Origin of the sequence: Mariniflexile sp. (genome assembly GCF_041583155.1) — a bacterium.
GTDB lineage: Bacteria > Bacteroidota > Bacteroidia > Flavobacteriales > Flavobacteriaceae > Mariniflexile.
In genome coordinates, this window is record NZ_JBFHGK010000020.1 from 41,624 (window position 1) to 68,044 (window position 26,421).

The following is a 26,421-nucleotide window of genomic DNA, read 5'->3' on the forward strand; positions in this document are numbered from 1 at the left end:
AACATGAAGAGTTTCAATATGGGTTTAAATAAAAGTGTTTTATTGTTATTTACATTGCTATTTAGTGTGTCATTTATATCTGCTCAAAAAACATACACAAGCTTTAAGCTAGGCGATATATGGGAGGATACAGAAGGCGTACATATAAATGCCCATGGTGGCGGAATGACGATAGTAGGTGATACGTATTACTGGTTTGGCGAGCATAAGGTTGCAGGTGGTCACGGTAACCAAGCATGGGTGGGTGTAGGAGTTTATTCTTCTAAAGATTTATATAATTGGAAAAATGAAGGGGTTGCTTTAGCTGTAAAAAAAGACCCTGCATCATTACTTATAGCAGGAAGTGTTATTGAGCGTCCTAAAGTAATTTATAATAAAAAAACCAATAAATATGTCATGTGGTTTCATCATGAATTAAAAGGGCAGGGGTATGATGCCGCTTTAACTGGAGTTGCTGTATCTAACCACGTTACGGGACCTTATGAATATTTAAATAGTTTTAGAATACATGCTAATGTTTGGCCGCAAAATTTCACAGAATCACAAAAAGAACATGCAAGAAAAATGTCGAAAGAAAAATTAAAATGGGGTGAAGGTTCTGGGCATGGTGTTTATTTTTTACGAGATTTTGAGGTGGGGCAGATGTCTAGAGACATGACGCTATTTAAAGATGATGATAACACGGCCTATCATATTACCGCTTCTGAAGAGAATGGCACATTAATTATTTCTAAATTGGCAGATGATTACCTTTCATTATCTAATGAATATATTCGTGTGTTTCCAGGAGGAAATAATGAAGCACCAGCAATATTTAAACAGAAAGGGAAATACTATATGATAACTTCTGGACTTACAGGTTGGGATCCCAACCCAGCAAGATCGGCTGTTGCAAATGAGATGTTAGGAACTTGGGAATCTCTAGGAAACCCTGTTCGTGGAACTGAAGCAGAAAAAAAGACCACATTCAGAAGTCAAAGCACATACGTTTTTCCTGTTATAGGCAAAAAAAATGCCTTTGTATTTATGGCAGATCGATGGAATCCTTCCAATGCTATTGATGGAAGATATTTATGGCTACCTATTGAATTTGAAAACAATAAACCTATTATAAAGTGGTTTCCTGAATGGGATTTAAATTTTTTTAAACTAAAAACTAAAAACTAAATGAAATTAAATAAAATTAAAGCCTTTAGTCTTTCCTTGTTTGTTTTGGCATTTGTTAGTTGTAAAACTAAAGTAAACGATCAAAAAGAGCCGCCTGGAAACAAAGAAAGTCCTAATGTTATTGTGATACTTGTTGATGATGCAGGGTATATAGACTTCGGTTTTATGGGCAGTGACGATTTACAAACTCCTAATATCGATTTATTAGCAAATAGTGGCGTAAAGTTTACCGATGCTCATGTAAGTGCCACGGTTTGTGCACCATCTAGAGCAGGTTTAATTACGGGTAAATACCAACAACGATTTGGTTTTGAGGCAAATGGAACAGGTGGAATTGGGCTGAGTGATGATGTGGAGACTATAGCCGATGTCTTTAAAAGCAACGGTTACAATACGTATGCTTTAGGAAAATGGCATTTAGGAGAAGAACTTTCAGATCATCCAAATCAAAGAGGTTTTGATGAGTTTTATGGCTTTATAGCCGGCAGCCGTTCTTATTTTCCAATTAAAAACCCATCCAAAGAAGAAATGCTACAACATAATGGTGAGCGCGTCATTTTTGATGGGTATATGACAGATGTATTAGGAGACCAATCTGTCAAGTTCATTGAAGAATCTGGAGATAAACCTTTTTTTATGTATTTGGCGTATAATGCAGTGCATACACCTATGCATGCTAAAAAAGAAGATTTAGAAAAGTTTAAAGACCATCCACGTAAAGAGTTAGCAGCGATGACTTGGTCGCTAGACGAAAATGTTGGTAAATTATTAAATAAATTAGAAGCACTTGGAATGCGTGATAATACGTTAATTTATTTTTTAAGTGATAATGGAGGTGCGCATAACAATCAATCGAAAGTAGGTCCTCTAAAAGGATGGAAAGGGAACAAGTTTGAAGGTGGACACCGAGTTCCTTTTGTAGTAAGTTGGCCAGCTGGTTTTAAAGGTGGTTCTTCTTTTAATGGTTTGTCATCATCATTAGATATTTTTTCAACATCACTAGCAGCAGCGAACATTGAGAAACCACAAAACCTTCATCTAGATGGAGCTAACTTAATTCCATATTTAATAGGCAATAAACAGGGGAATCCGCATGAGCAACTATATTGGAAAAAACTAGATAAATCTGCCGTAAGAATGGGGGATTATAAAATGATTTCACTTGATGGTTATGGTTCTGTTATGTACAATTTAAAAGAAGATATTGGTGAATCTCACAATATTATGAATTCAGAAACCGAAATTGCTGCACGTCTAAAATCGAGTTATGGCACATGGAAATCGACACTGATACAACCGTTTTGGGATGAAGGAAAAGAATGGATGGGTCTTACTTATTATATTCATAAACAGCTTATGGAAAATAAAAAAGTTGAGTATAAAGATATCTGGAATCCAGCATATAAACGTGTCTTAGAAAAATAAAATGTTTTAATAATATAAAAGAAAGACAGTTTAAAAACTGTAAAAATCAAGCAAACCTAAAAGGTTATTAAAAAACTTGATTTTTGCAGTTTTTTTGCTTTATAAAGTGTTGTTTTGATAAATACATTGAACTATGCTATTGCTTAAAGCTTAGTTTGTTAATATTCGTAAAATGAATCAATTATGGCTTCCGTTGGTTATTCAATTGATTAGTGTCGTTTCATTAAAGTGCTATTTAGGTTTCATACACGAGCTAAAATTTATATTCAATTATAAGTTTAAATGGTTATTTATACAAGTCATACTCAAATTTAAAACATCTTTTATACATCAAGGCTCTATTAACGTAGTTAAATTAGATACAAAAAAAATCTCGAGTCACAAACTGTGCTCGAGATTCTTAATTAAATTATTTTAAACCTACTGTTTGGTTAAGGCAAAAGATTTAATGGTCATATACCTGTCCACAGGTCCACCACTAGCTTTTTCTCCATTTGTAAGTGCTACACCTATAGCAATGTCTGTAAATGGTTGTGTTAGCGTAAACGAAAGTGTATATGTTCTAGCAACACCATACACACGTTCAAAAGTCAAAGTATTTGGTGATGTTTCTACATCGATTACATCTGGTAATACATTACCTAATGCTGCTGTAAAATATACTTGATCATCTATACCATTATAATTATTGCCTTCAGTAATAACAGTATACGTGTAAGTACCAGGTGATAATCGTAATTTTTGATAAACTTTACCGTTAATTATATTTGGTTCACCGTAGCCACTTACAAGATTAAACTTACCGCCGCCGCCGTTACTGTCATATACACCATAACCACCGTGGTTTAATGCGCCTGAATTATGAATCCAAGCAGTTGGTGTACCATAACGACCACCTCCAGATTCAAGTAAAGTAAAAGGGAAAACGGCATTGTTTAAATATGGAGCTTCTGCAATTGGTATTGCAGGAGTCACTACCGTGTAATTTGTATAAAAAATATCTATACACGTTGGGTCTGGTCTGAACACAGAACGGTATTTAAAAGTATTACCATCTATAAAATCTGTTAGTACAATTGGATCTTTATTTTCTACAGGTACTGTAAAAGATTGTAGTTCGTTATTACTATCAATATATTCTATTTCAGACTCAAAGATACCAGATGTTAAATCTACAGGTGCAAATTGAATTAAAGCTGTTGTAGCGCTTTCTATAGTGTTTTTAACCAATGGTCTGTTTATTAATGAATTAATGTAACGGTCTCCATATACTGTACCTGTAATGAAAACGGGGATAGAGCTATTTTCTTTGTCATCAAAAGTGCGGATTTCAAAATTATAAATATTCTCTTCAAGTCCTTCAACAATCTTAGATATCGTATTTGCAATGTCACTTTCACTTACAGGAACATCAATACTATCTTTTTTATTTGACCAGTAAATACGATATGAAGTGACTTTAGGGTCGGGACTAAGCATACCTTCAAGTTTAATTCTATTATGCCCGGAAAATATTTTTACAGAATCTAATTTTCCTGAGTAAAGTATTTCGCCTCCTTCAGTATACTTTTTATAATCATCAGCACTTGTTGGCGTACAAGCATTAAAAATGCTTATGCAGAAAGCCAATAAAAATAACGGAAGACTTGTTTTTTTTATATTGTTTATCATAATTTTAATCAATTTAAATATTATTTTATTTATCTAGGATCACCATAAACGCGCATTTCAGCAATCGCTAAACGTCCTCCGCCGGCCCAGTTTTCAAGGTTATTAATTCTTAAATACCTGTATTTTGGCGCTGTGATAGGGATGGGCCAATTAAATCCATCTCGTGCATACTCTAAATCTTCTGCGCTTTGCTGTGTTAGAGGTAACCCCGAAGGTTTAAATTGTTCATAGGTTCCTATTAAATCCCAGCTATCCCATGTGCCGTCAGAATTTGGATTGTTAGAGCCCCAAATTTCAAATTTTCTCATGTTAAATTGCCAGTAGTAGAAAAATCCACTTGAAGTTTGTTGTGGGTAATCCCAAATTTTTACACGACTTATTTGTATAGAAGCGCCTAAATCTATGGTAAAAGAATGGGGTGCTGGTGCCGATGCATCTGTAATGTAAATTCTTGGCCAGCTAACAAAGTTATTGTCAAATAATCTGTCTAACCCAAACCCAAAATCTTTTGTAGGGGCATCACCTGGCAACGGGTATCCTGTATATTGAGTCCTTGGTAACTCGGTTTCATATTTAGGTGTTATAGTTTGGAATAGAGTGTCAGAAGTGTTTAAAAATCGGTCTCTTATAGTAACAGCAAACTCATAAGGAATGGTATCTAGTCCTCTTACGGTTCTAAATATTTCATCAGTTGAAGTATAAATACTGTTTCCGTTTGTTGTCCAATCACCATTATTGTCTTTTAACATTAATAAGATGGCAATATTGGTGCGGGTAGGGTTTTTAGCATCTACATACAAGCCACCAAAATCTGGTCCAATTTCTAAGCTTCTAAAAATGTTGTATAGCGGAGATTCTTTAGGGTTAATTGTTACCGTAATAGGTTGTGAAGCGACTTCACTTCTGTTTACCGTATAAACTTTTACTTCACGAGCACCTGCAGCAGCATAACCATCAATTAGTAATGATTTTTTATAAGAAGAAGATTTTACTTCCATTGGTGTGCCGTTATCTAATACATAAGTGGCTTTTACGTAAAGTAAATTATTATCGTTCGGTAATTTGTAGCTAATTTCCGATTTACCATCTAAATCTGTAACCACTATATCAAATACTTGCTCAGGCGGTGTTCCATTGCTTTCTAATGGGGTGTTTTCATTATCCTCTTTACTACAAGATGTTACAAGTAATACTGAAAATAAGAAAGCAAAACTGCATTTTAAAATTATTTTTTTCATAATGAATTGTTCTTTTTTGTTATTTAAATTTACCATCCTGGGTTTTGAACTAAATTTGGATTTTGTAGCAATGTGTTTACGTTTAATGGCCATAAATAATCTCTTGGTGACACAAAACGTTGTTGGTCTAAAGTTACTAATTGATAGTATTCAGGTTCGGTTTTTCCAAAAACATTCCATCCTTGAATAGGACTATTAAGTTCTTGAGCTGCTTTTTTCCAACGTCTTAAATCCCAGAAACGTTTTCCTTCAAAGGCTAATTCAATAAGACGTTCACGATGTAAAATTTCACGCATACCATCTTTAGTACTTGGTTTTGATGGGTTTAATGAGTAGTTTGCCCATGATGCTTGGATACCGTCTAATCCAGCGCGCTGTCTAACTAAATCGGCATATTTAAACACATCTGCAGTCGGTCCTTCAGCCTCATTTAAAGCTTCAGCATATAGTAAATATAAGTCTGCTAATCGCATTTCTGGCCATGCATAATCTCTATATGGTGTGCCTGTAGAATTTGTCATTCTCCAGTCTACTAATTTTTTAATATAATACCCTGTAAGATTATAATTTGCCCCAGCATTACTTCCCGCATAATCATTTAGTTTAGCACGAATAACCCATGTATCTTCATCTGATTTTGATGGACTGTCTTGTTTGTAAAATGTACTACCATCAAAACCTAAATCAGCATAAAAACGTGGTTCTCGGTCAAAATTAAGCCGAGCCGTTCTGTAGCCTTCAGAAATATTTAAACGCTCATCGTTTGTAGCTAATCTTAAGTCGGTATCATTCCCAAAGGTTAACGTTTTATCCTCTGCAATAGGAACTCCATTTTTAGTATGAAATAATTTAGCCATTTTTAATGGAGGGGATAATAGTTTTTGAGCTAATGTATGTGTGTAATCGGCACTTAAAGGTACCATACAGTAATATTGTAAATTTGTGGTTCGGCTATTTGGGTTGGACCATATAATTTCTGGATTCCAACGTTCGGTTACTGCTTGTCTGACGCTTAATTTGGTAAGCGTTGAAGGGGCTAAATCAAATTGATTTTGAGGAAAATAATACAACTCATTTCCATTAGCTTCAGCCATTTCAATTGCTGCAAGGGCAGCATCGGCTGCTTTTCGCCATTTCTCAGGGTCTGGTGTTGTGCTTATTAATTGTTTTCCTCTGTTATCAACAAATCCTACATAATCAGGGTTTCCATTAAATAAAGGGCTGGCAGCCATGGTTAATAATTCTGCTTTAATACTTAATGCTATAGGTTTTGTTATTCTACCCAATTCGTTATTAAGATCTATAATAGATTCTGGTAATTTTTCTGCAGCAGTATCTAATAAATCTGAGATGTAAGTAACACAATCATCAAAAGGTTCTCTGTAAACATTAATTTCTTGTGTTGAAGCTTCAATAGAAATGTTTTTATCTATAATTGGAATAGGACCATACATTCTTAATAAATAATAATGATAATACGCTTTAAGGAATTGAGCTTCAGCTATCCAGCGTTCTCTGTCGGAGCTATCCAAGTCTCTGACATTATCTGTGTTAGCTAAGGTTTCTATAAAGATATTACACTGTCTGATGCCTTGGAATAATTTATAATTATTTCCAGGACCACCACCGTAGCTATTACCATCCCAAACATTTATATAAGGGTTTCCTGATCTTTGATTACCATGTGCTATCATATAACTTGGTAAATCTGGAAATTTAAGATTGTTTATCCAAATTTCATCTCCCGACAGCATGGCGATGTTAAATGTTATATCTCCATTTTTAGGCAAATAGGAATAGCAAGTAAATAAATACTTTTCTGCTTCGTTTCGCAAAGTGAATGCGTGGTCTATCGTTGCTACATTATCAGGAACAACATCTAAATAATTGTCGCATGATTGTAGATTAATTGCCGCAGCAATTAAGAACACCATTATTTTAATTTTTTTGATATACATAATTTGTAGTTTCATTAATTTAAATATATTTTTAAAGTCTAGCTGTAATTCCTAGGTTATACACCGATTGAATAGGGTAACCTAGTCCGTTTGCACCTTGTTCTGGATCCCATAAGTCGAATGAACTCCATACAGCTACATTAATAGCACTAGCGTATATTCTTAAGTTATTTAATCCTATTTTGTCTGTGAATTTCTGAGGAGCATTAAAACCAAATTCAATATTTTTAAGCCTCAAGAAGGAACCGTCACGCATCCACCAAGTAGAAGCTTGGTTGTTGTTTTCTTCTTGATCTGTACTTAAGCGAGGCCAAAGGGCGTAAATGTTGCGATTGTCTTCTGACCAATGGTCGTCTGCAATAGCTTTAAGTAAACCGCTTTCTGACCGACCATTAATGTAAAATGGTTGAATACTTGCCGGGTTTATAAAAAAGCTAGAACGCCCAGACCCTTGAAAGAAGAAACTAAAGTCAAAGTCTTTGTATCCTAAAGTGCCTCCAAAACCATAAATAAGTTCTGGAGTTGTTGGTAACCCAATAGGGACTCTATCTGAATTATTAATAACACCATCATTATTTATATCGCGGTATTTAATATCTCCACCGCGTACATCACCAAATTGTGTTGGTGAATTAGCAACTTCTTCATCATCAATAAATAGACGTTCTGCTATAAGACCATAAGTTTGCGCTACAGAATTACCTGTTCTATTAAGGTATGATAATTCTTGTGGATAATCAATTTCAGCATATTGTAATATTTCACTTGTAGAGTAGGTCATGTTAGCTCTAAAGCTTGTCCACCATTCTTGAGATAATTGCTTATTGTAATCTAAAGATAATTCAAATCCTTTACTTTTAACTTCTGCAAAGTTAGTTGAAGGAGTAACTTGAAGCCCTAGTGTAGAACCTACATCGCTTCTTTGTTGTAAAATGTTAAATCTGTGTTGTGTAAAAACATCTGCAATAATGTTTAAATCACCAAATAGTTCTACATCAAGACCAAGGTTAAATTGGCGTGATTTTTCCCAAGTAATTAAACTATTTGGGTATCTGCTAGTAGAAACACCTGGTCTATTATAGGAAAATTCTTCTCCAAACGTAGCGCCATAGGTATTATTGTTAAGGTTTACTTCTGAAAGATAGAAGAAACGATCAGAAGCTGCACCAATTTCATCATTACCAACAGTTCCGTAGGTTGCTCTTAACTTTAAATCTGAAACGATTTCTTTGAAAGGCTCAAAAAATGTTTCATTTGAAATTCTGTATGCTAAACCAAACGAAGGAAAGAAGCCATAGCGATTTCCAGTTGAGAAACGCTCTGATCCGTTATAACCAAAGTTAAATTCAGCTAAATACCTGCTATCATAACCATATGTAAATCTACCTGAAATACCATGGTTTCTACTAGGAAGTGATGATTGTACACTTCCAGAATTTCCTGTTTGATAGCTGGATAGTAAATTAATAAGCATTCCAGATACCGCATGCTTTTCGTTGAAAGTATGATTGTAATTTACGGCTGTTTCTAAATAAATTCTAGAATCTAAACTTTTTTCACCAGGATCATATCCTAAAAATTCCGTTCCAGCTCCTCCAATAGAGCCTTCACTCCCATCGTTAATAACATTAATTATAATGTCTCCAGTTTCATTGTTTTTTCGTGATGAATAGTAAAAAGGGTTGTATTGTCTTGCAACGTCAAAATAAGAAAAACGTCTTATGTATCCCATCGCTCTAGCGCTTAAACCTTCTGTCCAAGAATCTAAATCTTGTTTAAGTTCGATTTGAGCTTGAATGGTTGAATTTTTATATGTTTCATAACCACTAACCATTTCTGCATACGGGTTTTGTGCTAATACGCCACTACCTGGGCGTGTTTCAGCACCACCAAACAAAGGGTGGTTTGTGTAAGGAGATAGACTAGCAGGATATACATCGGGGAATAATACAGGGTTTGAATATAATGCTAAATTAAATATTCTTTGACCTCCATTTATTCGGCTGCCATTAGCATTTCTTCCTCCTACAGGTCCAGAATAATCATCAAATTGTCCATAAACTCTAATAATACCTTCAGTAGTTTTAGTAAGTTGGAGGTTTACGTTACTTCTTATAGAGTAACTTAATAATTTTATGTTATTATTAAAATCGTTAATACCATTTACTTTAAGTAAGCCATTATCAGCATTAAATGTTCCTGCTACATAGTAACGTGCTTTTTCTGCTCCACCACTTGCACTTAAGTTATAAGCTTGGTTCCAGCTGTAATCTTTTATTAATTTATCAATCCAATTGTTATTAGGGTATAATAAAGGGTTGTCGCCTGCTGCAGTTCTTTCTATTTTATTTTGTGAATAGGGCAGAGGGAGTAAGGGGTCTCTAGTAAGAGTGGCTTCATTAGCTAACTTCATGTAAGTAATGTTGTCTGCCATCTTAAAGTTGTCTGTATTTGATGAGATCCTGTTTTCAACCCTAACATCAAATTTCGTTTTACCAACTTTACCACTTTTGGTCGCAATTAATACCACACCATTTGCTCCACGTGCACCATAGATGGCAGCCGCAGCGGCATCTTTAAGTACCGAAAATGATTCAATATCATCTGGTTGTAAACGTGCCATATCGGTTGATGAGGATTCAATACCATCAATAAGTATTAAAGGATTTTGTTTGCCTGCTCCAAATGTACCGAGACCTCTAATAAAGAAATCAGAATTATTAGCACCTGGTTCTCCACTTCTTTGAAAAGCAATCATACCAGCAACACGCCCTGCCATCATGGTGGTTAAGTTACTAGTTGGAGCTTTTAAATCTTTTGGAGAAATGGAAGTAATGGAACTTACTAAGCTTTCTTTTTTTTGACTTCCAAAACCAACTAAAACAACTTCGCCTAATTGATCGAGGTCTTCTTCTAGTATTACATTTATTTGTGTTTGATTTTTTACGGAAATTTCTTTTGTCTTGTAACCTAAGTAGGAAAATACCAAAATAGCATTACTATTCGATACTTTAATTTCATAGTTTCCGTCAAAATCTGCAGCCACACCCTTGGAGGTTCCTTTTTCAAGAATGTTTACACCTATTAAAGGCATGCCGTCGGCATCTTTAATAGTTCCTTTAACGAGTGTTTGGGCAAAAATGCCCTGACAGACCAAAGTTAATAAGATTAATAATGATTGTTTAATTTTCATGTGTGTATAATTGTGTTTGAGTTTGGTTTATTTTACCTAAATACCATGAAGTTTGCTTTAAATTCTATGAGTTTTAACTAAAGCTTAGCTTTTCGGGTAATTGTTAAAGTTGAGATAATGTTTTTTAATTATACGAATATAGATTTAACAAAAGCTTAATGCAATGGATAATACAATGTTATATATGGATGATGTTATTTTTTTTAAATAAAATTGACTTAATTTAATTGTATTTAGAAAATGTTAAATAAATATTGGTTTTTTTATTTAGTTATTTACACTGATATTTTTTATTAAAAAAAGGTTATTAATTACTAAAGTTTATATAGGGATTATGGACTATTTTAATTATTAATTTTACACTGTGATTTTTATTTATTTTTCATTTTTTTCGGTCCTAACCACAGCCAAAATCCGGTTATAGTAAACATTAATAGAGCAAGGCCCATAGTGGTTGTATAGATAAGTTTTATAATTTCCCCATCCGTTTTAAAGAAATCATCTAAAATGGAGCCGTCATGAATATCTTCAAGTAAATCCGACCGTCTTATAGTTTTTGCTAATACTTCTCCTGAAGTAGCATCTAATTGAATTTCTAAATAATCGGAATCAAAAATAAATTTAACGATGCCCTTTTCTGGTCTTGCATCAATTCTTTCAAGCTTAATGCTAACATTTTCGTTGTCTTCTAGTGCTTCAAAGGCTGTTTTTTGTAAAACATCAAGAGGTAGCCATTTACTTATATTTGTAGAAATACCATTTTCAGTTTTCGGGAGAAAAATACCTCGGCTGTTTTTTTTCCATCCCAGTAATAATCCTGAAATAGAAATTATAAAAAAAAAGATAAACAAATAGACACCTGTTGTTTTGTGTACTTTCCTAAAAATGCGAATTAGTCTTGCTTGTTTTTTTCTTTTAGTCATTCTACTTTCTAATTAACTAATGTGTTTTGTCTTAAAAGTGAAAGCCGTATATGTAGAAAATTCTATATGTACGGCTTTATGAAAGATTGAAAATATAGCCAGTTTTGGTTTGGGATTTTCCTATCTAAATTGAACTAAAAAAAGTGTGAAATTTAATTTTTTATAACTCGTTTAGTAACACTATTACCCGCGGTATCACTAATTCTAACTAAATATAATCCACTAGGTAATTTACTTAAATCATATGTGTTTTTGCTTGGAGTAGTTGTTAGAGCTATTTCTTTACCAAGTAAGTTGTGCATAGTAACATTTTCAATCTGGATGTTACTAGATGTTTTGATTTTCAATAAAGAATTTGCTGGATTTGGATATAATTTAATTTGAGTTTCAAAAGAAATTTCATCTTTAGTACTTAAGGTTTGATTGTTGTATAATTCGGTAACCGCATCTTGGTCTAATAAACTAGAATGAATCATGAAATCATCATATTTTGATAAACCACTAGCGCCCCAATCTGCTCCTAAAATCCAACGATTGTAATTTTGAAAAGCAAAAGGGTAGGTGTTTCCAAAACTCTGAGTTTCTAAGAAAACACCGTTTCTATAGGTTGTGATTTCGTTTTCAGATTCATCAAATGCAGATACGAAATGATTCCACTCGCCTTCTACAAATGCAGGCCCCTGATCGGAGGTTATTCCTGAAATCTTGTTTAAGAACAATGCACTTTTACCACCATTCCATCCTACATTAACAATACTTACTAAAGAATTGGTAGTATCAGAATAGAATACTAAGTTATACGGGGTGTATGATGTGCTAGAGTCTAGTTTAAACCAATAACTCATAGTCCAATCACCTGTAGTTGGTAATGTTGAAGCTTCGGCATATTCATACCTATTTGCTATTTGTAATACGAGACCTCTTTCAGTATCTGTAACAATTCCTGAGGTCATGTTTCCTGACTCTAAGTTATTCTCATTAGCACTTTCAATTAAACTTAAAGTTTGTGTGTTGGGAGTTGTGGCATCAATAACTGTAACTCCCATATCGTCTCTAGAGGAGTCGAATGTAAAATGTACCTGGGCATTGATGAAAAATGGTAGCATTAAAAACGCTAAAATAAAAGTAGTTTTTTTCATGGATTTTAGTTTTTAAGTTGGTAAGTAAATATCATAATTTTCGTTTAGAAAAAAATGGACAAATATTTGAGTTATATGGATAATATTGCTGTTTTTTACTTTAACTAAAAGTTTTGATATATATATATTATTTTTTTACAATTTTAAAACTGACTAACTTGTCTAAATGAACTTTAGCGAAGTATATACCAGAAGCTTCATTTTTAATATTAAGTGTTATTCTTCCATTTAGTTGATTGTACTTTTTTTTAGAAATGAGTGCACCCGTCTCAGAATATAAATCTACTCGTACTTCTTTTTTTGATTTTGGTATGCTAATTTCGAATACACCCGAAGTCGGATTTGGTATTATTTTTACCTCTCCTAGTTTATTATTAAAAGTATTTTTAACAGACAGTAAGTTTTCATTGATTTTGAAATCTAAAACGCCACTGCCGTATGTAGAGAATCTCACTAGGTTTTTCGATTTGATAAACTGAACATCTGTAAATAGAACATTTGGTACTTCGGCCCCTGACATTTGAAACCATTGGTCTTGATCTACAGGATATACCCAAGCTCCAGATTCTTCACAAGATGCAAAAACGTACTTTCCGTTTGGGGAAACTGCTAAATCTGTAATTCGTGTTACAGTTAAGCCTGTGTTATGATTTGTAAAAGTGGCACCACCATCATTAGATACTAAAAACATATTACCTTTTCCTGCAAAATACACGGTAGCTTCATCTTTAGTACATGCGGTGATAACAGTTCTTCTTTTTCTATGTGAATCCTCTTGTCCTGGCCAAGTTCCAGAGTAACTTGATTGTGTAAATGTTACTCCGCCATCGTTAGAATACATTATTGGGCCATTTTTTAAACCAACATACCACCTGTTAGTATTCAAATCAGAATACCCAAAACTAATAGGTGCTCCAGAAAAAACATAGGGATGTAAAGACTGCGTAATGTTTCCTGCATTGAATGTGTATTTGTTTAATTGACTTCCTCCTGCAGGAATATAAATAGCATCCTCGCTCGGGTTTGGTGATGGAATCATGCTAGTTGCCCACCAACTGCCATAAAAGTCTTTTTTAACCACTGTGCTATAATCACCGCCATTTGAGACTGATGCGTGACCGATGGTACCATAATAATACCAAAGCCACACCGATGTTTCGTCTTTAGATAACGTAACTCTTAAAACATCTGTATTAGCTTCTCGGTCTGCTTGGAATACGTTATTACTATTAGGAGTATCAAAAAAAGCTTGAGAACCTCGGTCTTGATTGGCAGTGTATATTCTATTGTTTACATCACTAGTAGCACCATCATAGGCCATGATAATAGGTGAGCCTGAATTAATTGATACCCAAGAATCCCATAGCCTTGGGTTGGTAGAGTAGAAGCTACCAAAATCCATACCAACAAAAGTAATATTTCCACCACTTTCTTTTTCGTATGTTTTCATATGCTGTAGGTCCCAGGTATAAAAAGTATTTAAATAATGCTTATTGCTAGTCCATGTCACTCCATAATCAGTAGACATAAATAAATCAATATACCCTTTAAAACAAACGTTTGGAGAAGTTGGGTGAATTTCCATTAAAGGACTGTCATTAGAACTACTAGTTTGTGTCCATGTTTTAGCTTCATCATCGGAATAAAAAATATCTGTACCACCGCTACTTACATAAAAATAGTATTTACCAGCTACAAATGTTCCAAAAATTTTCAAAGCACCAGAGAATGTTTGTGTAGGGGATGTGAAAGCAGAAAAATCACTATCACCTTCTTCCATTTTATAAATTAATAATCTGGAATCACTTTTTCTTTTAGCAAAACAGTAAACACTATTACTATTGTGAGGTTTATTTATTGTGACTTCAAATTCTGATTTTTTAAATCTGATGTTTGATTCTGTGTAATTTAAACCATAATCGGTTGAGATAAATAAGCGATCGTAAGCTTCGCCTGCAACATAGCTTCCTCCATGAGCAACGATTCGTTTTCCACTTGGCGTTTTAGTTACTAATGTTCTATGATTCCAAGAACTTTGAAAAAGAGCACCATTGGAATCTACCCAAGTGCGACCTTCATCGTCAGAAAACTCCATGGCTCCATTGGCTTTTTGATGTAGTAGTCGAAAACTATTATCAGGTAAATTAATGCCATTAAAGTCATCTCCTAATAGGTTTTTTTTATGATTTCTAAGTGACCACTTTATTGGGGCACTTTCATCAATTTTATAAAGGTGTCCTGCGTATGAAACGGCATATATTACTTCATTAATAGGGTCGTAAGTAGAACCATCGGCTCTAAAACCGCTATCATCGAACAAATTCAAATATTTTTGCGACCAACTTCCAGTTATGGTGTTATTGGCGTATGCATAATCATTAGCTGGTTTTGCGGGACTTAAGTATTTAAAAAACTTTTTGGTTGACGATGGTAAAGTATCATAATTTGTAAATTTATAGCCAGATGTTTCTACAGATGTTTTCCATGTTTGATATTCTACCAGAGCATCTCCCTCTAAAATAGTTGGATTAAAAGGAACTTCTTTTGGTAAACGCTTTTTGGGTTCTTCCTCTGGTACTTCTTCTTGGTTATTATTTGTTGTTTGTATGTTTTTTTCTTGTGAGCTATTGTAGTAGAATACTGCTGTAGCAAGTAGTACTAGTGATGCGAAAATGGCTGGTTTTAATATTTTCATTTTTAAAACTTGTAAAAAGGTTTATAATATTTAGTTTTTGATTACTAATTTAGATTCATTACTGTACAGGCCGCCAACCGTTAAAATATAAGTGCCAGAATGAAAATTATGAGTGTCAATTTCTAAATAATTAAGGGGTGTTGAAATTGTTCCTTCCTTTAGTAAAGAACCTGTAATTGTGTGGATTTTCCATGTATTAAAGGTTCCTTGAGTTTCCCATTTTATTTTAATTTTATCTTGTATTGGGTTCGGGAATATATTAAAGTTAGGTTTTGTAGAATTACTGACACTAAGAGGGGAGCTAAGATAATACCCTTTTAAATGTATTTCGGCAGCATTGGCAAATGGGGTGTCATTTATAGAGGATAGAGAAACTAGTCTAATAAATCTACATTCTACAGAATCATTAAAGTTTACTGTCTTTAAAGAGCTATCTTCAGTAAAAGTCCCGGTAGCAATAGGCGTGCCCCAATTAGAAGTGCTATGGCTAGCATAAAATTCGTATTGTGTTATCGTTCCGTTTAAATTACCATCTTGTCTGGGTAAATATTTAAAAGCATCGATTTTTGCAGTTTCACCCAGATCAATTTGGATTTCATGAGGGTGCGTAGGCTTGTGATCTTTCCACTCTGTATGCCAAAAAGTATTTGCATTATCATCAAAAGCATTAACCGCAGGGTTTCCTGAGCCTTCTGTATCTTCGCTGTCTGCCATAATAAGTTGCCACGTGTTTTGTTTTAAAAGAGTGTCATCAATGTCTGTAGGACTTTGTTCTTTCCAAACGCGTATGTAATCTACTTGAGTTTCTGTAAGGTAACCTAAAGGAAGATCTTTAAAGTATTGATCTCCGGTTAATCCAAAACTTGCACCGTTAGATAACCATAAGAATTCTAAACTTCTTACAACCCATTTAGAATCAGAATATCTTACTTTGAAAACACCATCATAGTAAATGTCCATAAAATTTTCAGTCCAGTGAAATCCCCAGGTATGAAACCCCGAATGAATACCAGGGGTGTTATATTGTTTTGTATTTGCTTGATGGTGGGCTCCATATCCATCAATATGTACAACAGATTTGGTGTAATCGCCAGTCCATGCTGTTTCAAATATGTCAATCTCAGCCCCATCATTAGCTGTACCATCTACATTCCCCATATTTGGACCTTGTAGCCAAAACGCAGTATGAGTTCCTTTACTTGCATCTCCAACTTTTATTCTAGCTTCAAAATAGCCATACATTGTGTGATATTTTTGGTAAGTATTTATAGAGCCATTAGTCATAGAACTACCGTTTATTTTATTGACTTTTAAAATTAAATTACCATTTTCAACCGATACATTCTGTGGTTTCCACCTCCAATCGTAAATGCCTATATTTGGTCTGGCTGCTCTAGATTTTGTGCTGTTATCAATTTGCCATTTGCTTTCATCAACAGATGTCCCATTAAATTCATCACTAAAATCAAGTTTCCATGTGCCTCCAAGAACCGGATTGTTTGGTTGCACATTTTCTGGGGTGTTTACATCTACATTTTGAGATAATGTTGTGTTGCAAAAAAAGATGGTAAAAAATAAAAGTAATAGTGTCCTCATAGTTTAGTTGTTTTTTTATGTTTTAGCTTAAGCTAGCCATTCATTTTACTTAATGGAGAATGGGTGTGGTGCTTTTTTTATTTTAATGGTATTGGTTATATACCTTAAAATTGGGTATTTATATTCTCTTATAGTTTTAAAAAAAAGAATATTTTTTTATTCTCTAGTTTTGTAAATCAGTATGTTGTGTATGAATGAGCTTTCAAACTTATAAATATTTATTTAGAAAAATATAGACATAAATACTTAAATAATAGACATTTTTGCTTTTAAGACAATTTGTGGAAAACACTATATTTTCCCTAGAGATATTTATATCGTATTAACCTTTTAAAACATTTAGAAAGTGTTAAATATTGACAAGTAAAATTTGTACATATTAAAAGGAATAAGGAACAGGAGGGCTTATTTTTTTTGTTTAAAATCTGAAGGATTTAGTTTCTTTATAGCCTTAAATTGTCTATTGAAGTTAGATATATTATTAAATCCAGATGCTTCGGCTATCTGTGTGATGGAGTAGTCTTTGTTAGAAATTAATAACTTACAAGCATGTTCAATGCGTAGCTCATTTAAAAATTGGATATAGGTTTTGTTAGTTCTTTTTTTAAAGTATTTACAAAACGCATTATTGGTCATATTAGCAATTTGCGCAATAGTAATTAAGCTTATTTCTTTATCAAAATTATTCATTGTAAATTCAAAAACATTTCGCATTCTGTACCCTTCGTTGTCTGTGTATTTTTTATCATATATAAATGATGATAAACTTTTATATTGACTTTTTGAAGCCGTTTGTAAAAGTTCAAGTAGTACTAAAAAACGTTTAAATTTTGATGCATTTTCCAATTGTAAAAACAGTTCTTTAATAATTTTAATATGTGTGGTTGCTTTAAAACCATGTTTAGCTCTTTTAAAAAATGGTTGTAATTCATTTAGCTCTGCTAGTTCAAAAAAATGACTTCCAAAAGAAGACTTAGTGAAAAATACAGTAAGCATATGCGAAACGGTTGTTACATTAACATCGCTTTTAAACACATGTGGTAAATGACTTCCTATTATTAAGACATCATCTTTTTTAAAGTGACTTATAGAATCCCCTATAACAAGTGTGCCTTCACCTTGTAAAATATAACTAATTTGTATTTCTTCATGCTGGTGGAGTTTATCATAAAATAAAGGTGTGTAATCAACTTGAAAAATTAATCCATCGTGTTCTGGTTTGGGTATTTTAAAAGGTAGAACTTTCATTTATAAATAATTATACAAGAGCTAATATACATAAATACTATTCATATATTTTATATTATATAATATTTTGGATAATATAATATTAATAATGAATAATTATTCATCATTGATATTGGTATTTGAAAGCTAATTTTACGTCATAAAATAATTTAGTTATGAGTATACAATGGAATGGTGTAATGCCAGCAGTTACAACACAATTTACAAAAGAGGACACTTTAGATTTAGATTTATTTAAAGTAAATATTAAAGCCCAATTAGATGCCGGTGTACACGGTATTGTTTTAGGAGGTACTTTAGGAGAAGCTAGTACTTTAACAGATGAAGAACGACGTATTCTTACAAGAGAGACCGTAAAATTTGTTGAAGGTAAAGTGCCCGTTCTAATGAATATTGCAGAACAAACCACTAAAGCAGCCATTAATTTAGCACAAATTGCTGAAGAAGATGGAGCGAAAGCTTTAATGGTTTTGCCTCCAATGCGTTACAAAGCAAGTGACGAGGAGGTTGTAGCCTTCTTTAAGGCTATCGCAAACAGTACTACTTTGCCTATTATGATTTACAATAACCCTATAGATTATAAAATAAATGTTTCTTTAGATATGTTTGCAGAATTATTAGATTCATGTCCAAACATTCAAGCAGTAAAAGAATCTACTAGGGATACGACTAACATCACTAGAATTAAAAACAGGTTTGGAGATAGATTAGCTATCATGACAGGTGTTGACACTTTAGCTTTAGAAAGTTTGTTAATTGGTGCCGATGGTTGGGTAGCTGGTTTGGTAGATGCATTCCCTGCAGAAACAGTCGCTATTTATGAACTTCAAAAAGCAGGACGTATTAAAGAAGCTATTGAAATTTACAGATGGTTTTTACCTTTATTAGAATTAGATATTCATTCTAAATTAGTGCAGTACATTAAAATGGCATCAGTGCATACAGGTATCGGATCTGAATATGTAAGGGCACCACGTTTAGTATTACAAGGTGAAGAACGCGAAAGAATCGAAAAAATTATAGAAGATGCTTTAGCAGTCAGACCAACATTACCTGAGTACAAAAATCTTGGGGAATTAGTATAAGTGAGTAGTTGTTTAATATCAACTAACTCTTAATATTGTAACAAATCATTGCCTCCTAATTTAATGAAGCAGTGATTTGTTCATTTATATGTGAATTTTATAGGTGTAAAAGTAAGTGATTGACATTCAGTTCTATTAAAAAAAACAACAAAAAATGATAACAGGAAAAAATTATATAGGTAACCAATTATCTGCAGAAGGAAACAAAGTGTTTAACACTTTTAACCCCATGTTGAATAAAGAAAATAAATGGGCAATTACCGAAGCATCTGCAGATGAAGTTAATCAAGCAGTTGAATTAGCCGCAGAAGCTTTTAAATCGTATTCTAAAATATCAGGAGCAAAAAAAGCAGAATTTCTTAGAGCTATTGCTAAAGAAATTGAAGCTTTGGGAGACACTTTATTAGAGGTTTATTGCGCAGAAAGTGGATTGCCTCAAGGTAGAGCTTTAGGGGAACGAGGGAGAACAATAGGACAATTATTGGCTTTTGCAAACCATATTGAAGATGGTAATTGGGTTGAAGCATCAATTGATACCGCCGACTCCAATAGGCAGCCCCTTCCAAAAGTAGATTTAAGAAAAATGAATGTGCCATTAGGACCTATAGTCGTTTTTGGAGCATCGAACTTCCCTTTAGCATTTTCTACCGCAGGAGGCGATACAGCTGCAGCATTGGCAGCAGGATGTCCAGTAATTGTAAAGTCGCACCCTATGCACGCAAGTACTGGCGAATTAGTAGCTTCTGCTGTAATTAAAGCCGCCCAAAATACAGGAATGCCTCATGGTGTTTTTTCAAATTTAAATAGTAGTGGTATTGAAGTAGGGCAATTATTAGTGCAACATCCTAAAGTTAAAGCTGTAGGGTTTACAGGAAGTATTAAAGGAGGAAGAGCTTTGTTAGATTTAGCGGCTAAACGTGAAGAACCAATTCCTGTTTTTGCAGAAATGGGAAGTGTTAATCCCGTTGTTTTATTGCCAAAATCATTAAACAATAGGGCAGAAGCTATAGCAAAAACATACGCAGGGTCTATTACATTAGGAGCTGGGCAATTTTGTACAAACCCAGGTCTTATTTTAGGTGTAAAATCTCAAGGTTTAACGCATTTTATAAATGTGTTAGCTCAAGAAATTATAAAAGTAGAACCTTCATGCATGTTACATCCAAATATTGCTGCCGCCTACGAAAGAAATAAAAAAAAGGCTTTATCTCAAAAAGGTTTAGAAGTTTTGGCTAGTTATGAAAATGAAGTTAATATCAATTATGGAAGGCAAGCTGTTACAACAGTTGATGGTAGTACTTTTTTAAATAATCCAACATTACACCATGAAGTTTTTGGGCCTTTTTCATTAGTTGTACAATGTGAAAATGAATCACAATTAGAAATCATAATCTCGAAATTAGAAGGACAACTTACGGGAACAATTATTTCCGATAATAACGAAGTCTCAGATTACATAAATATTGTGAATGCTTTACAAAACAGGGTTGGCCGTATTATATTTAATGGCGTGCCTACTGGTGTTGAAGTTTGTGCTTCTATGCAACATGGGGGGCCATATCCAGCATCAACAGATTCTAGATTTACAGCTGTTGGTGTAGATTCAATTAAAAGATGGGTACGCCCATTTAGTTATCAGGATTGGCCAAATAATTTGCTTCCAGATGCGTTAAAAAATGAAAACCCTTTAGGTCTTTTGAGAAAAGTAAATAATTTTAAAACCACAGCTAAAATTTAAATGGCACTTAGTACTTTTGTTTGTATCGATGCGCATACATGCGGGAACCCTGTTCGGGTTATAAAGCATGGAGGTCCCGAGTTAGTTGGGAATTCCATGAGTGAAAAACGCCAACATTTTTTAAAAGAGTTTGATTGGATTCGAAAAGGCTTAATGTTTGAACCCCGTGGGCATGATATGATGAGTGGTAGTATTTTGTACCCGGCACATAATCCGGAAAACGATTTTTCTATTTTATTTATTGAAACCTCGGGTTGTTTGCCCATGTGCGGACATGGTACTATTGGTACAATAACTATCGCCATTGAGGAAGGTTTAATAGTTCCTAAAATTCCAGGGAAAATACGTATGGAAGCACCTGCAGGCTTGGTGGAAATAGAATACCAGCAAACAGGAAAAAAAGTAGATTGGGTAAAACTTATCAACGTTAAAAGCTATTTAGCGGCCGAAGGATTAACAATTGATTGTCCCGAATTAGGAAATATTACTTTTGATGTGTCTTATGGAGGGAACTACTATGCTATTGTAGATCCTCAGTTAAATTTCCCTGGAGTTCAAGCGTTTTCAGCAAGTAAAATTGTACAGTATTCTCAAGTAATTCGTCAGCGTATTAATCAAAAGTATCCAAATTTGTTTATTCATCCAGAAAATGAAACAATACGAGATGTGTCTCATGTATTATGGACTGGCACGCCTATCGATCCTACATCGTCAGGCAGAAATGCAGTATTCTATGGTGATAAAGCGATTGACAGAAGCCCCTGTGGTACTGGAACATCGGCGCGGTTAGCTCAATTATATGCTAAAGGCAAATTACAAAAAGGAGAGGCATTTATTCATGAAAGTTTTATTGGAAGTAAATTTATTGGACGTGTTGAAGAAGAAACAATATTACATGGAAAAACAGCTATTATTCCAAGTATACAAGGTTGGGCTAAAATTTATGGACATAATATTATAACTATAGATCCTCAAGATGATCCTTATGCCTTAGGTTTTCAGGTAATTTAAATGACTTATGAATAAGAATATAATTGTAATTGGAGGCGGAATTATAGGTTTGTGTACAGCTTATTACCTTCAAAAAGAAGGGCATCAAGTAACAATTGTAGATAAATCTAATTTTACATCTGGAGCATCATATGTAAATGCGGGTTATATAACACCAAGTCATTTTATGCCATTAGCAGCACCGGGAATAATAAATAAAGGTATTAAATGGATGTTTAATTCTTCAAGCCCTTTTTATGTAAAGCCACGTTTAAATATTGAATTTTTAAAATGGACTTGGGATTTTAAAAAATCGGCAACAGCCCTAAAGGTTGAAAAAGCTATAAAACCAATAAAAGATATTAATTTGTTTAGCCGCGATTTGTATGAAGAAATGAAAGCAGCAAACGATTTTAATTTTCATTATGAACGCAAGGGGCTTTTAATGTGTTATAAAACAGATGAAGTAGGTGAAGAAGAATGGAAAATAGGACAACGTGGTATTGAAGAAGGTTTAAAGGTCGAAAACTTATCGGCTAAAGATGTAGAAAATTTAGAACCTAAAGCAGGCTTAAATATAAAAGGTGCTATTTATTATCATTCTGATGCACACATGACACCAAATCAATTTATGTCAGAAATGCTAATATATTTAAGAAGTAAAGGTGTTCGTGTTTTTTCAAATGAAAAAGTAATAGATATTGAAATTTCTAACAAGTATATATCAAAAGTCATTACAGATAAACAAATATTAACGTGTGATGAAGTTGTTTTGTCAGCTGGTAGTTGGAGTCCGTTAATAACAAAAAAAATAGGATTAAAAATCCCTATTCAGGCTGGAAAAGGGTATCGTATCAATGTGAACCAATCTACCAATATTACCATCCCAGCTATTTTGTGCGAGGCGAAAGTCGCGGTTACACCTATGGATGGTTTTACTCGTTTTGCTGGAACAATGGAAATTACAGGAATTAATAACACTATTAATCCTAAGCGAGTGGACGCTATTGCTAAAGCGGCTAAAGCATATTATAATTCGGTAAATATTACTAAAAGTGAAAAAGAAAAATCCGAATGTGGTTTGCGACCTTGTACTCCAGATGGTTTGCCTTATATTGGTAAAAGTTCAAAATGTAATAATTTAACTATTGCCACTGGACATGCTATGATGGGGTGGAGTTTAGGGCCTGCTACAGGAAAGTTAGTATCAGAAATTATTTCAAATAGAAAAACATCATTAAATATAGTACCTTTTCAACCAGATAGAACCTTTTAATTTATGCGATATAGTACAATACCTAATACATTATTTATAAAAAACAGAAAGAATTTTATAGCTAATTTAAAGCCAAATACAATTGCTATTCTAGTGTCTAATGATGTTAAACATACCAATGCTGACGATACTATGGGTTTTGCACAGAATAATGATTTGTTTTATTTATCGGGTATCGATCAAGAAGAAACTATTTTGGTATTGTATCCCAATGCTTATAAAGAAGAAAATAAATCAATACTTTTTGTTAAAGAAACCAATGAACACATTAAAATTTGGGATGGTGATAAATTAACTAAAGAGCAAGCCTCTCATATTTCTGGTATAAAACGTGTTGAATGGGTACAAGATTTCGAGAAATTATTACAATACATGGCTTTTGAAGCCGATGGTTTTTATTTAGGACATAATGAGCATTTAAAACGAGTTACCTATAATCAAGAGACGCAGCAAGATAGAATGATTGCATGGTGCAAGAAAAAGTACCCATTACATGAATATCATAGAGCATCAAAAATAACACGAGAGTTAAGACCAATTAAGTCTAATGAAGAAATAGATTTAATAAAAAAAGCAGCAGCCATAAGTGTAAAAGGATTTAAGCGCGTTCTAAAAGCAGTAAAACCCAATATGTATGAATATGAAATGGAGGCCGAATTAACTTATTGTTTCATAAAAGAAGGGGCAAATCGTCATGCATTTAAACCTATAGTAGCTTCAGGTAGTAATGCCTGTGCATTACACTACAATACAAATGAACATCTTTGTAATGATGGAGACATAGTTTTATTAGATTTTGGGGTTTGTTATGCAAATTATAATAGTGATACCACCCGATGTTTTCCTGTAAATGGTAAATTTTCAGATAGACAAAAGGAAATATATACATCGGTACTTTATTGTTTAAAAAAAGGAAGTGAACTGTTAAAACCTGGAATCTCTCATGCCGCCTATGAAAAAAATATGGCAAGCCTTATAGAGACTGAACTAGTCAAATTAAGATTACTTAAGGCAGAAGATATAGCAAAACAAGATCCAGCCAAACCTTTATATAAAAAATATTTTATGCACGGTACAGCGCATCATATAGGTTTAGATGTGCATGATGTTGGATTATATTCTAGAGCTTTTGAGCCAGGAATGGTGCTTACATGCGAGCCAGGAATTTATATTGCAGAGGAAGGCATTGGTTGTCGGTTAGAGAATGATTATTTAATCACAGAAACTGGCCATTTAAATTTAACCGAAGCAATGCCTATTGAGATTGAAGATATTGAACAGTTAATGAAAAATTAAAACATTATTTATGGAAATATATGGAATTGGAGGCTCAACAATAGACAAAGAATTAAAAGCCATAAAGCCCATAGCACATTTGGTTAAGCCTATTCAAAAAGAAGAATTTCAAGTTCGAATTAAAAAGGCAACCGATTTAATGCAACATTATAAGGTAAAAGCCATGTACTTACATGCAGGAACCAATTTATATTATTTTACAGGAACCCTATGGAACTCTAGCGAACGCATTGTTGGAGCTTTATTATTTCAAGATGGTTCGTTAGAATATATTGCTCCAGAATTCGAAATTGGCACTGTATTAGATTTTATGACGATTACTGGCAAAGTTAATGGCTGGCAAGAGCATGAAAATCCGTATAAATTATTTTCAAACATACTATTTAATTACGGAATTCATGAGGGAGACGTTTTTATTGATGAAGCGACGCCATTTTTTATTACAAATGGCATTTTAAAAGCGAATAGCAAACTTAATTTAGTTAATGCCAAGCCTATTACAGCAGGTTGTAGGATGTTTAAATCGGATGCTGAAATAGCTATCATACAATTGGCAATGGATATTACATTGGAAGTACAAAAGGCTGCTGCAAGAGTTTTAAGAGTTGGTATTAGTACCAAAGAAGTCACAGATTTTATTCATGAAGCACATAAACGCTATGGCGTTGTGTCTGGCTCTTACTTCTGCATTGTTTTGTTTGGTGCAGATTCATCTTTTCCTCATGGGGTTAAAAATCCTAAAAATTTAGAAGCTAACGATGTTGTTTTAATTGATACTGGCTGTATGTTGCAAAACTACATTTCAGATATAACAAGAACATACGTGTTTGGTGAAGCTACTGAAAAGCAAAAACGTATTTGGAATATTGAAAAAGAAACGCAACAAGCAGCCTTTGATGCAGCTAAGTTAGGGGCAACATGTGGAGATATTGATGCTGCATCTCGAAAAACTTTAGAGTTACACGGCTTAGGACCTGATTATAAACTTCCTGGGTTACCACATAGAACAGGACACGGTATAGGTTTAGATATTCATGAATGGCCATATCTTGTTAAAAATGATAATACCATATTACAACCAGGCATGTGTGTTAGTCTAGAACCAATGATATGCGTATCTAATGAATTTGGAATACGTCATGAAGACCATGTGTTTTTGACGAATGAAGGCGCTAAGTGGTTTACAGAGCCTATGTGTTCAATTTCAGATCCTTTTGGAGTGTGGATTTGTTAACTTTACTCGGACATAAAATTTAAGACCATTTGTTATAAAACAAATATCTTAGAAACATGAAAAAACGATATTACAGTCCTATTTATTAGTGTTTCTCACTTAATTTAAGCAGTATCGGTATTTTTGAATACCATAATACGGATTTTAAAACTCCTAGTAACTTCTAAATTGCAGTCACTAATTTTTTAAAAATTGAGGTATTATGGAAATGATAAAACAAATTGATATTAATAAGAATTCTCGAGTTCCAATGTATCAGCAAATAGTTGATTCCATTGTTAACAATATATCAATGGGTAATATTAAGCTCAACGAAAAACTACCTTCAATTAATACAATAAGCGAAGATTTCTATTTATCACGAGATACCATAGAACGGGCTTATAGTATTTTAAAAGAGCGAAATATTATTGAGTCTATCCCACGAAGAGGTTATTACGTAGTAAATACCGAGCAACATCACAAACTAAATATTTTGTTTTTGGTCAATAAGATGAGTACATATAAGATGAGAATTTATAACTCGTTTTTAAATAAAATAGGACTTAA

At 33.5% G+C, this 26,421-nt stretch carries 18 protein-coding genes; 9 read left to right on the forward strand and 9 right to left on the reverse strand.

Annotation, left to right across the window (positions count from 1 at the left end; genetic code table 11):
• Window positions 1–3 precede the first annotated feature (3 nt).
• Window positions 4–1,167, forward strand: coding sequence for a glycoside hydrolase family 43 protein (locus ABYI63_RS09260; protein WP_372755750.1), 1,164 nt, complete (start codon window positions 4–6; stop codon window positions 1,165–1,167).
• The gene (locus tag ABYI63_RS09265) at window positions 1,168–2,592 is read left to right on the forward strand and encodes a sulfatase-like hydrolase/transferase (protein WP_372755752.1); all 1,425 of its coding nucleotides are present in this window, start codon (window positions 1,168–1,170) and stop codon (window positions 2,590–2,592) included. It abuts the gene before it with no gap.
• A gap of 420 nt (window positions 2,593–3,012) precedes the next feature.
• Here the strand turns inward: ABYI63_RS09265 and ABYI63_RS09270 are convergent, their stop codons facing one another.
• The 9 genes from ABYI63_RS09270 to ABYI63_RS09310 form a co-directional block, all read right to left on the reverse strand.
• Window positions 3,013–4,263 (reverse strand): DUF4998 domain-containing protein, encoded by a 1,251-nt coding sequence (locus tag ABYI63_RS09270; protein WP_372755754.1) that lies wholly within the window; start codon window positions 4,261–4,263, stop codon window positions 3,013–3,015.
• Between the two features lie 29 nt (window positions 4,264–4,292).
• Window positions 4,293–5,501, reverse strand: coding sequence for a DUF5000 domain-containing lipoprotein (locus tag ABYI63_RS09275; protein WP_372755756.1), 1,209 nt, complete (start codon window positions 5,499–5,501; stop codon window positions 4,293–4,295).
• Between the two features lie 29 nt (window positions 5,502–5,530).
• A complete protein-coding gene (locus ABYI63_RS09280) occupies window positions 5,531–7,474 on the reverse strand; it encodes a RagB/SusD family nutrient uptake outer membrane protein (protein ID WP_372755758.1) in 1,944 nt (647 codons plus the stop codon).
• 16 nt (window positions 7,475–7,490) lie between these two features.
• Window positions 7,491–10,652, reverse strand: coding sequence for a SusC/RagA family TonB-linked outer membrane protein (locus ABYI63_RS09285; protein WP_372755760.1), 3,162 nt, complete (start codon window positions 10,650–10,652; stop codon window positions 7,491–7,493).
• Window positions 10,653–11,023: 371 nt separating this feature from the next.
• On the reverse strand, window positions 11,024–11,575 hold the full coding sequence (locus tag ABYI63_RS09290; RefSeq protein ID WP_372755762.1) for a PepSY domain-containing protein: 552 nt from the start codon (window positions 11,573–11,575) through the stop codon (window positions 11,024–11,026).
• A gap of 152 nt (window positions 11,576–11,727) precedes the next feature.
• Window positions 11,728–12,714: a T9SS type A sorting domain-containing protein gene (locus ABYI63_RS09295; protein WP_372755764.1), complete on the reverse strand. Its 987-nt coding sequence runs from the start codon at window positions 12,712–12,714 to the stop codon at window positions 11,728–11,730.
• Window positions 12,715–12,841: 127 nt separating this feature from the next.
• Complete coding sequence (locus ABYI63_RS09300) at window positions 12,842–15,409, reverse strand: T9SS type A sorting domain-containing protein (RefSeq protein WP_372755766.1); 2,568 nt, start codon at window positions 15,407–15,409, stop codon at window positions 12,842–12,844.
• 30 nt (window positions 15,410–15,439) lie between these two features.
• Window positions 15,440–17,005, reverse strand: a complete 1,566-nt coding sequence (locus ABYI63_RS09305; protein ID WP_372755768.1) for a discoidin domain-containing protein — start codon at window positions 17,003–17,005, stop codon at window positions 15,440–15,442.
• A 405-nt stretch (window positions 17,006–17,410) separates the two neighbouring features.
• Window positions 17,411–18,253 (reverse strand): helix-turn-helix transcriptional regulator, encoded by an 843-nt coding sequence (locus tag ABYI63_RS09310; RefSeq protein WP_372755770.1) that lies wholly within the window; start codon window positions 18,251–18,253, stop codon window positions 17,411–17,413.
• A gap of 155 nt (window positions 18,254–18,408) precedes the next feature.
• On the opposite strand from ABYI63_RS09310, the gene ABYI63_RS09315 reads away from it, so the two are divergent.
• The 7 genes from ABYI63_RS09315 to ABYI63_RS09345 all read left to right on the forward strand — a co-directional run.
• A complete protein-coding gene (locus ABYI63_RS09315) occupies window positions 18,409–19,338 on the forward strand; it encodes a dihydrodipicolinate synthase family protein (RefSeq protein ID WP_372755772.1) in 930 nt (309 codons plus the stop codon).
• Window positions 19,339–19,492: 154 nt separating this feature from the next.
• The gene (locus ABYI63_RS09320; protein WP_372755774.1) at window positions 19,493–21,076 is read left to right on the forward strand and encodes an aldehyde dehydrogenase (NADP(+)); all 1,584 of its coding nucleotides are present in this window, start codon (window positions 19,493–19,495) and stop codon (window positions 21,074–21,076) included.
• On the forward strand, window positions 21,077–22,087 hold the full coding sequence (locus tag ABYI63_RS09325) for a 4-hydroxyproline epimerase (RefSeq protein WP_372755776.1): 1,011 nt from the start codon (window positions 21,077–21,079) through the stop codon (window positions 22,085–22,087).
• Window positions 22,088–22,094: 7 nt separating this feature from the next.
• Window positions 22,095–23,342, forward strand: a complete 1,248-nt coding sequence (locus ABYI63_RS09330; RefSeq protein ID WP_372755778.1) for an NAD(P)/FAD-dependent oxidoreductase — start codon at window positions 22,095–22,097, stop codon at window positions 23,340–23,342.
• Between the two features lie 3 nt (window positions 23,343–23,345).
• A complete protein-coding gene (locus tag ABYI63_RS09335; protein ID WP_372755780.1) occupies window positions 23,346–24,638 on the forward strand; it encodes an aminopeptidase P N-terminal domain-containing protein in 1,293 nt (430 codons plus the stop codon).
• A 10-nt stretch (window positions 24,639–24,648) separates the two neighbouring features.
• Entirely contained in the window at window positions 24,649–25,872 is a 1,224-nt protein-coding gene (locus ABYI63_RS09340) for a M24 family metallopeptidase (protein ID WP_372755782.1), read from the forward strand.
• 292 nt (window positions 25,873–26,164) lie between these two features.
• Window positions 26,165–26,421: GntR family transcriptional regulator (locus ABYI63_RS09345; RefSeq protein WP_372755784.1), on the forward strand; the 257-nt coding region annotated here is incomplete at its 3' end.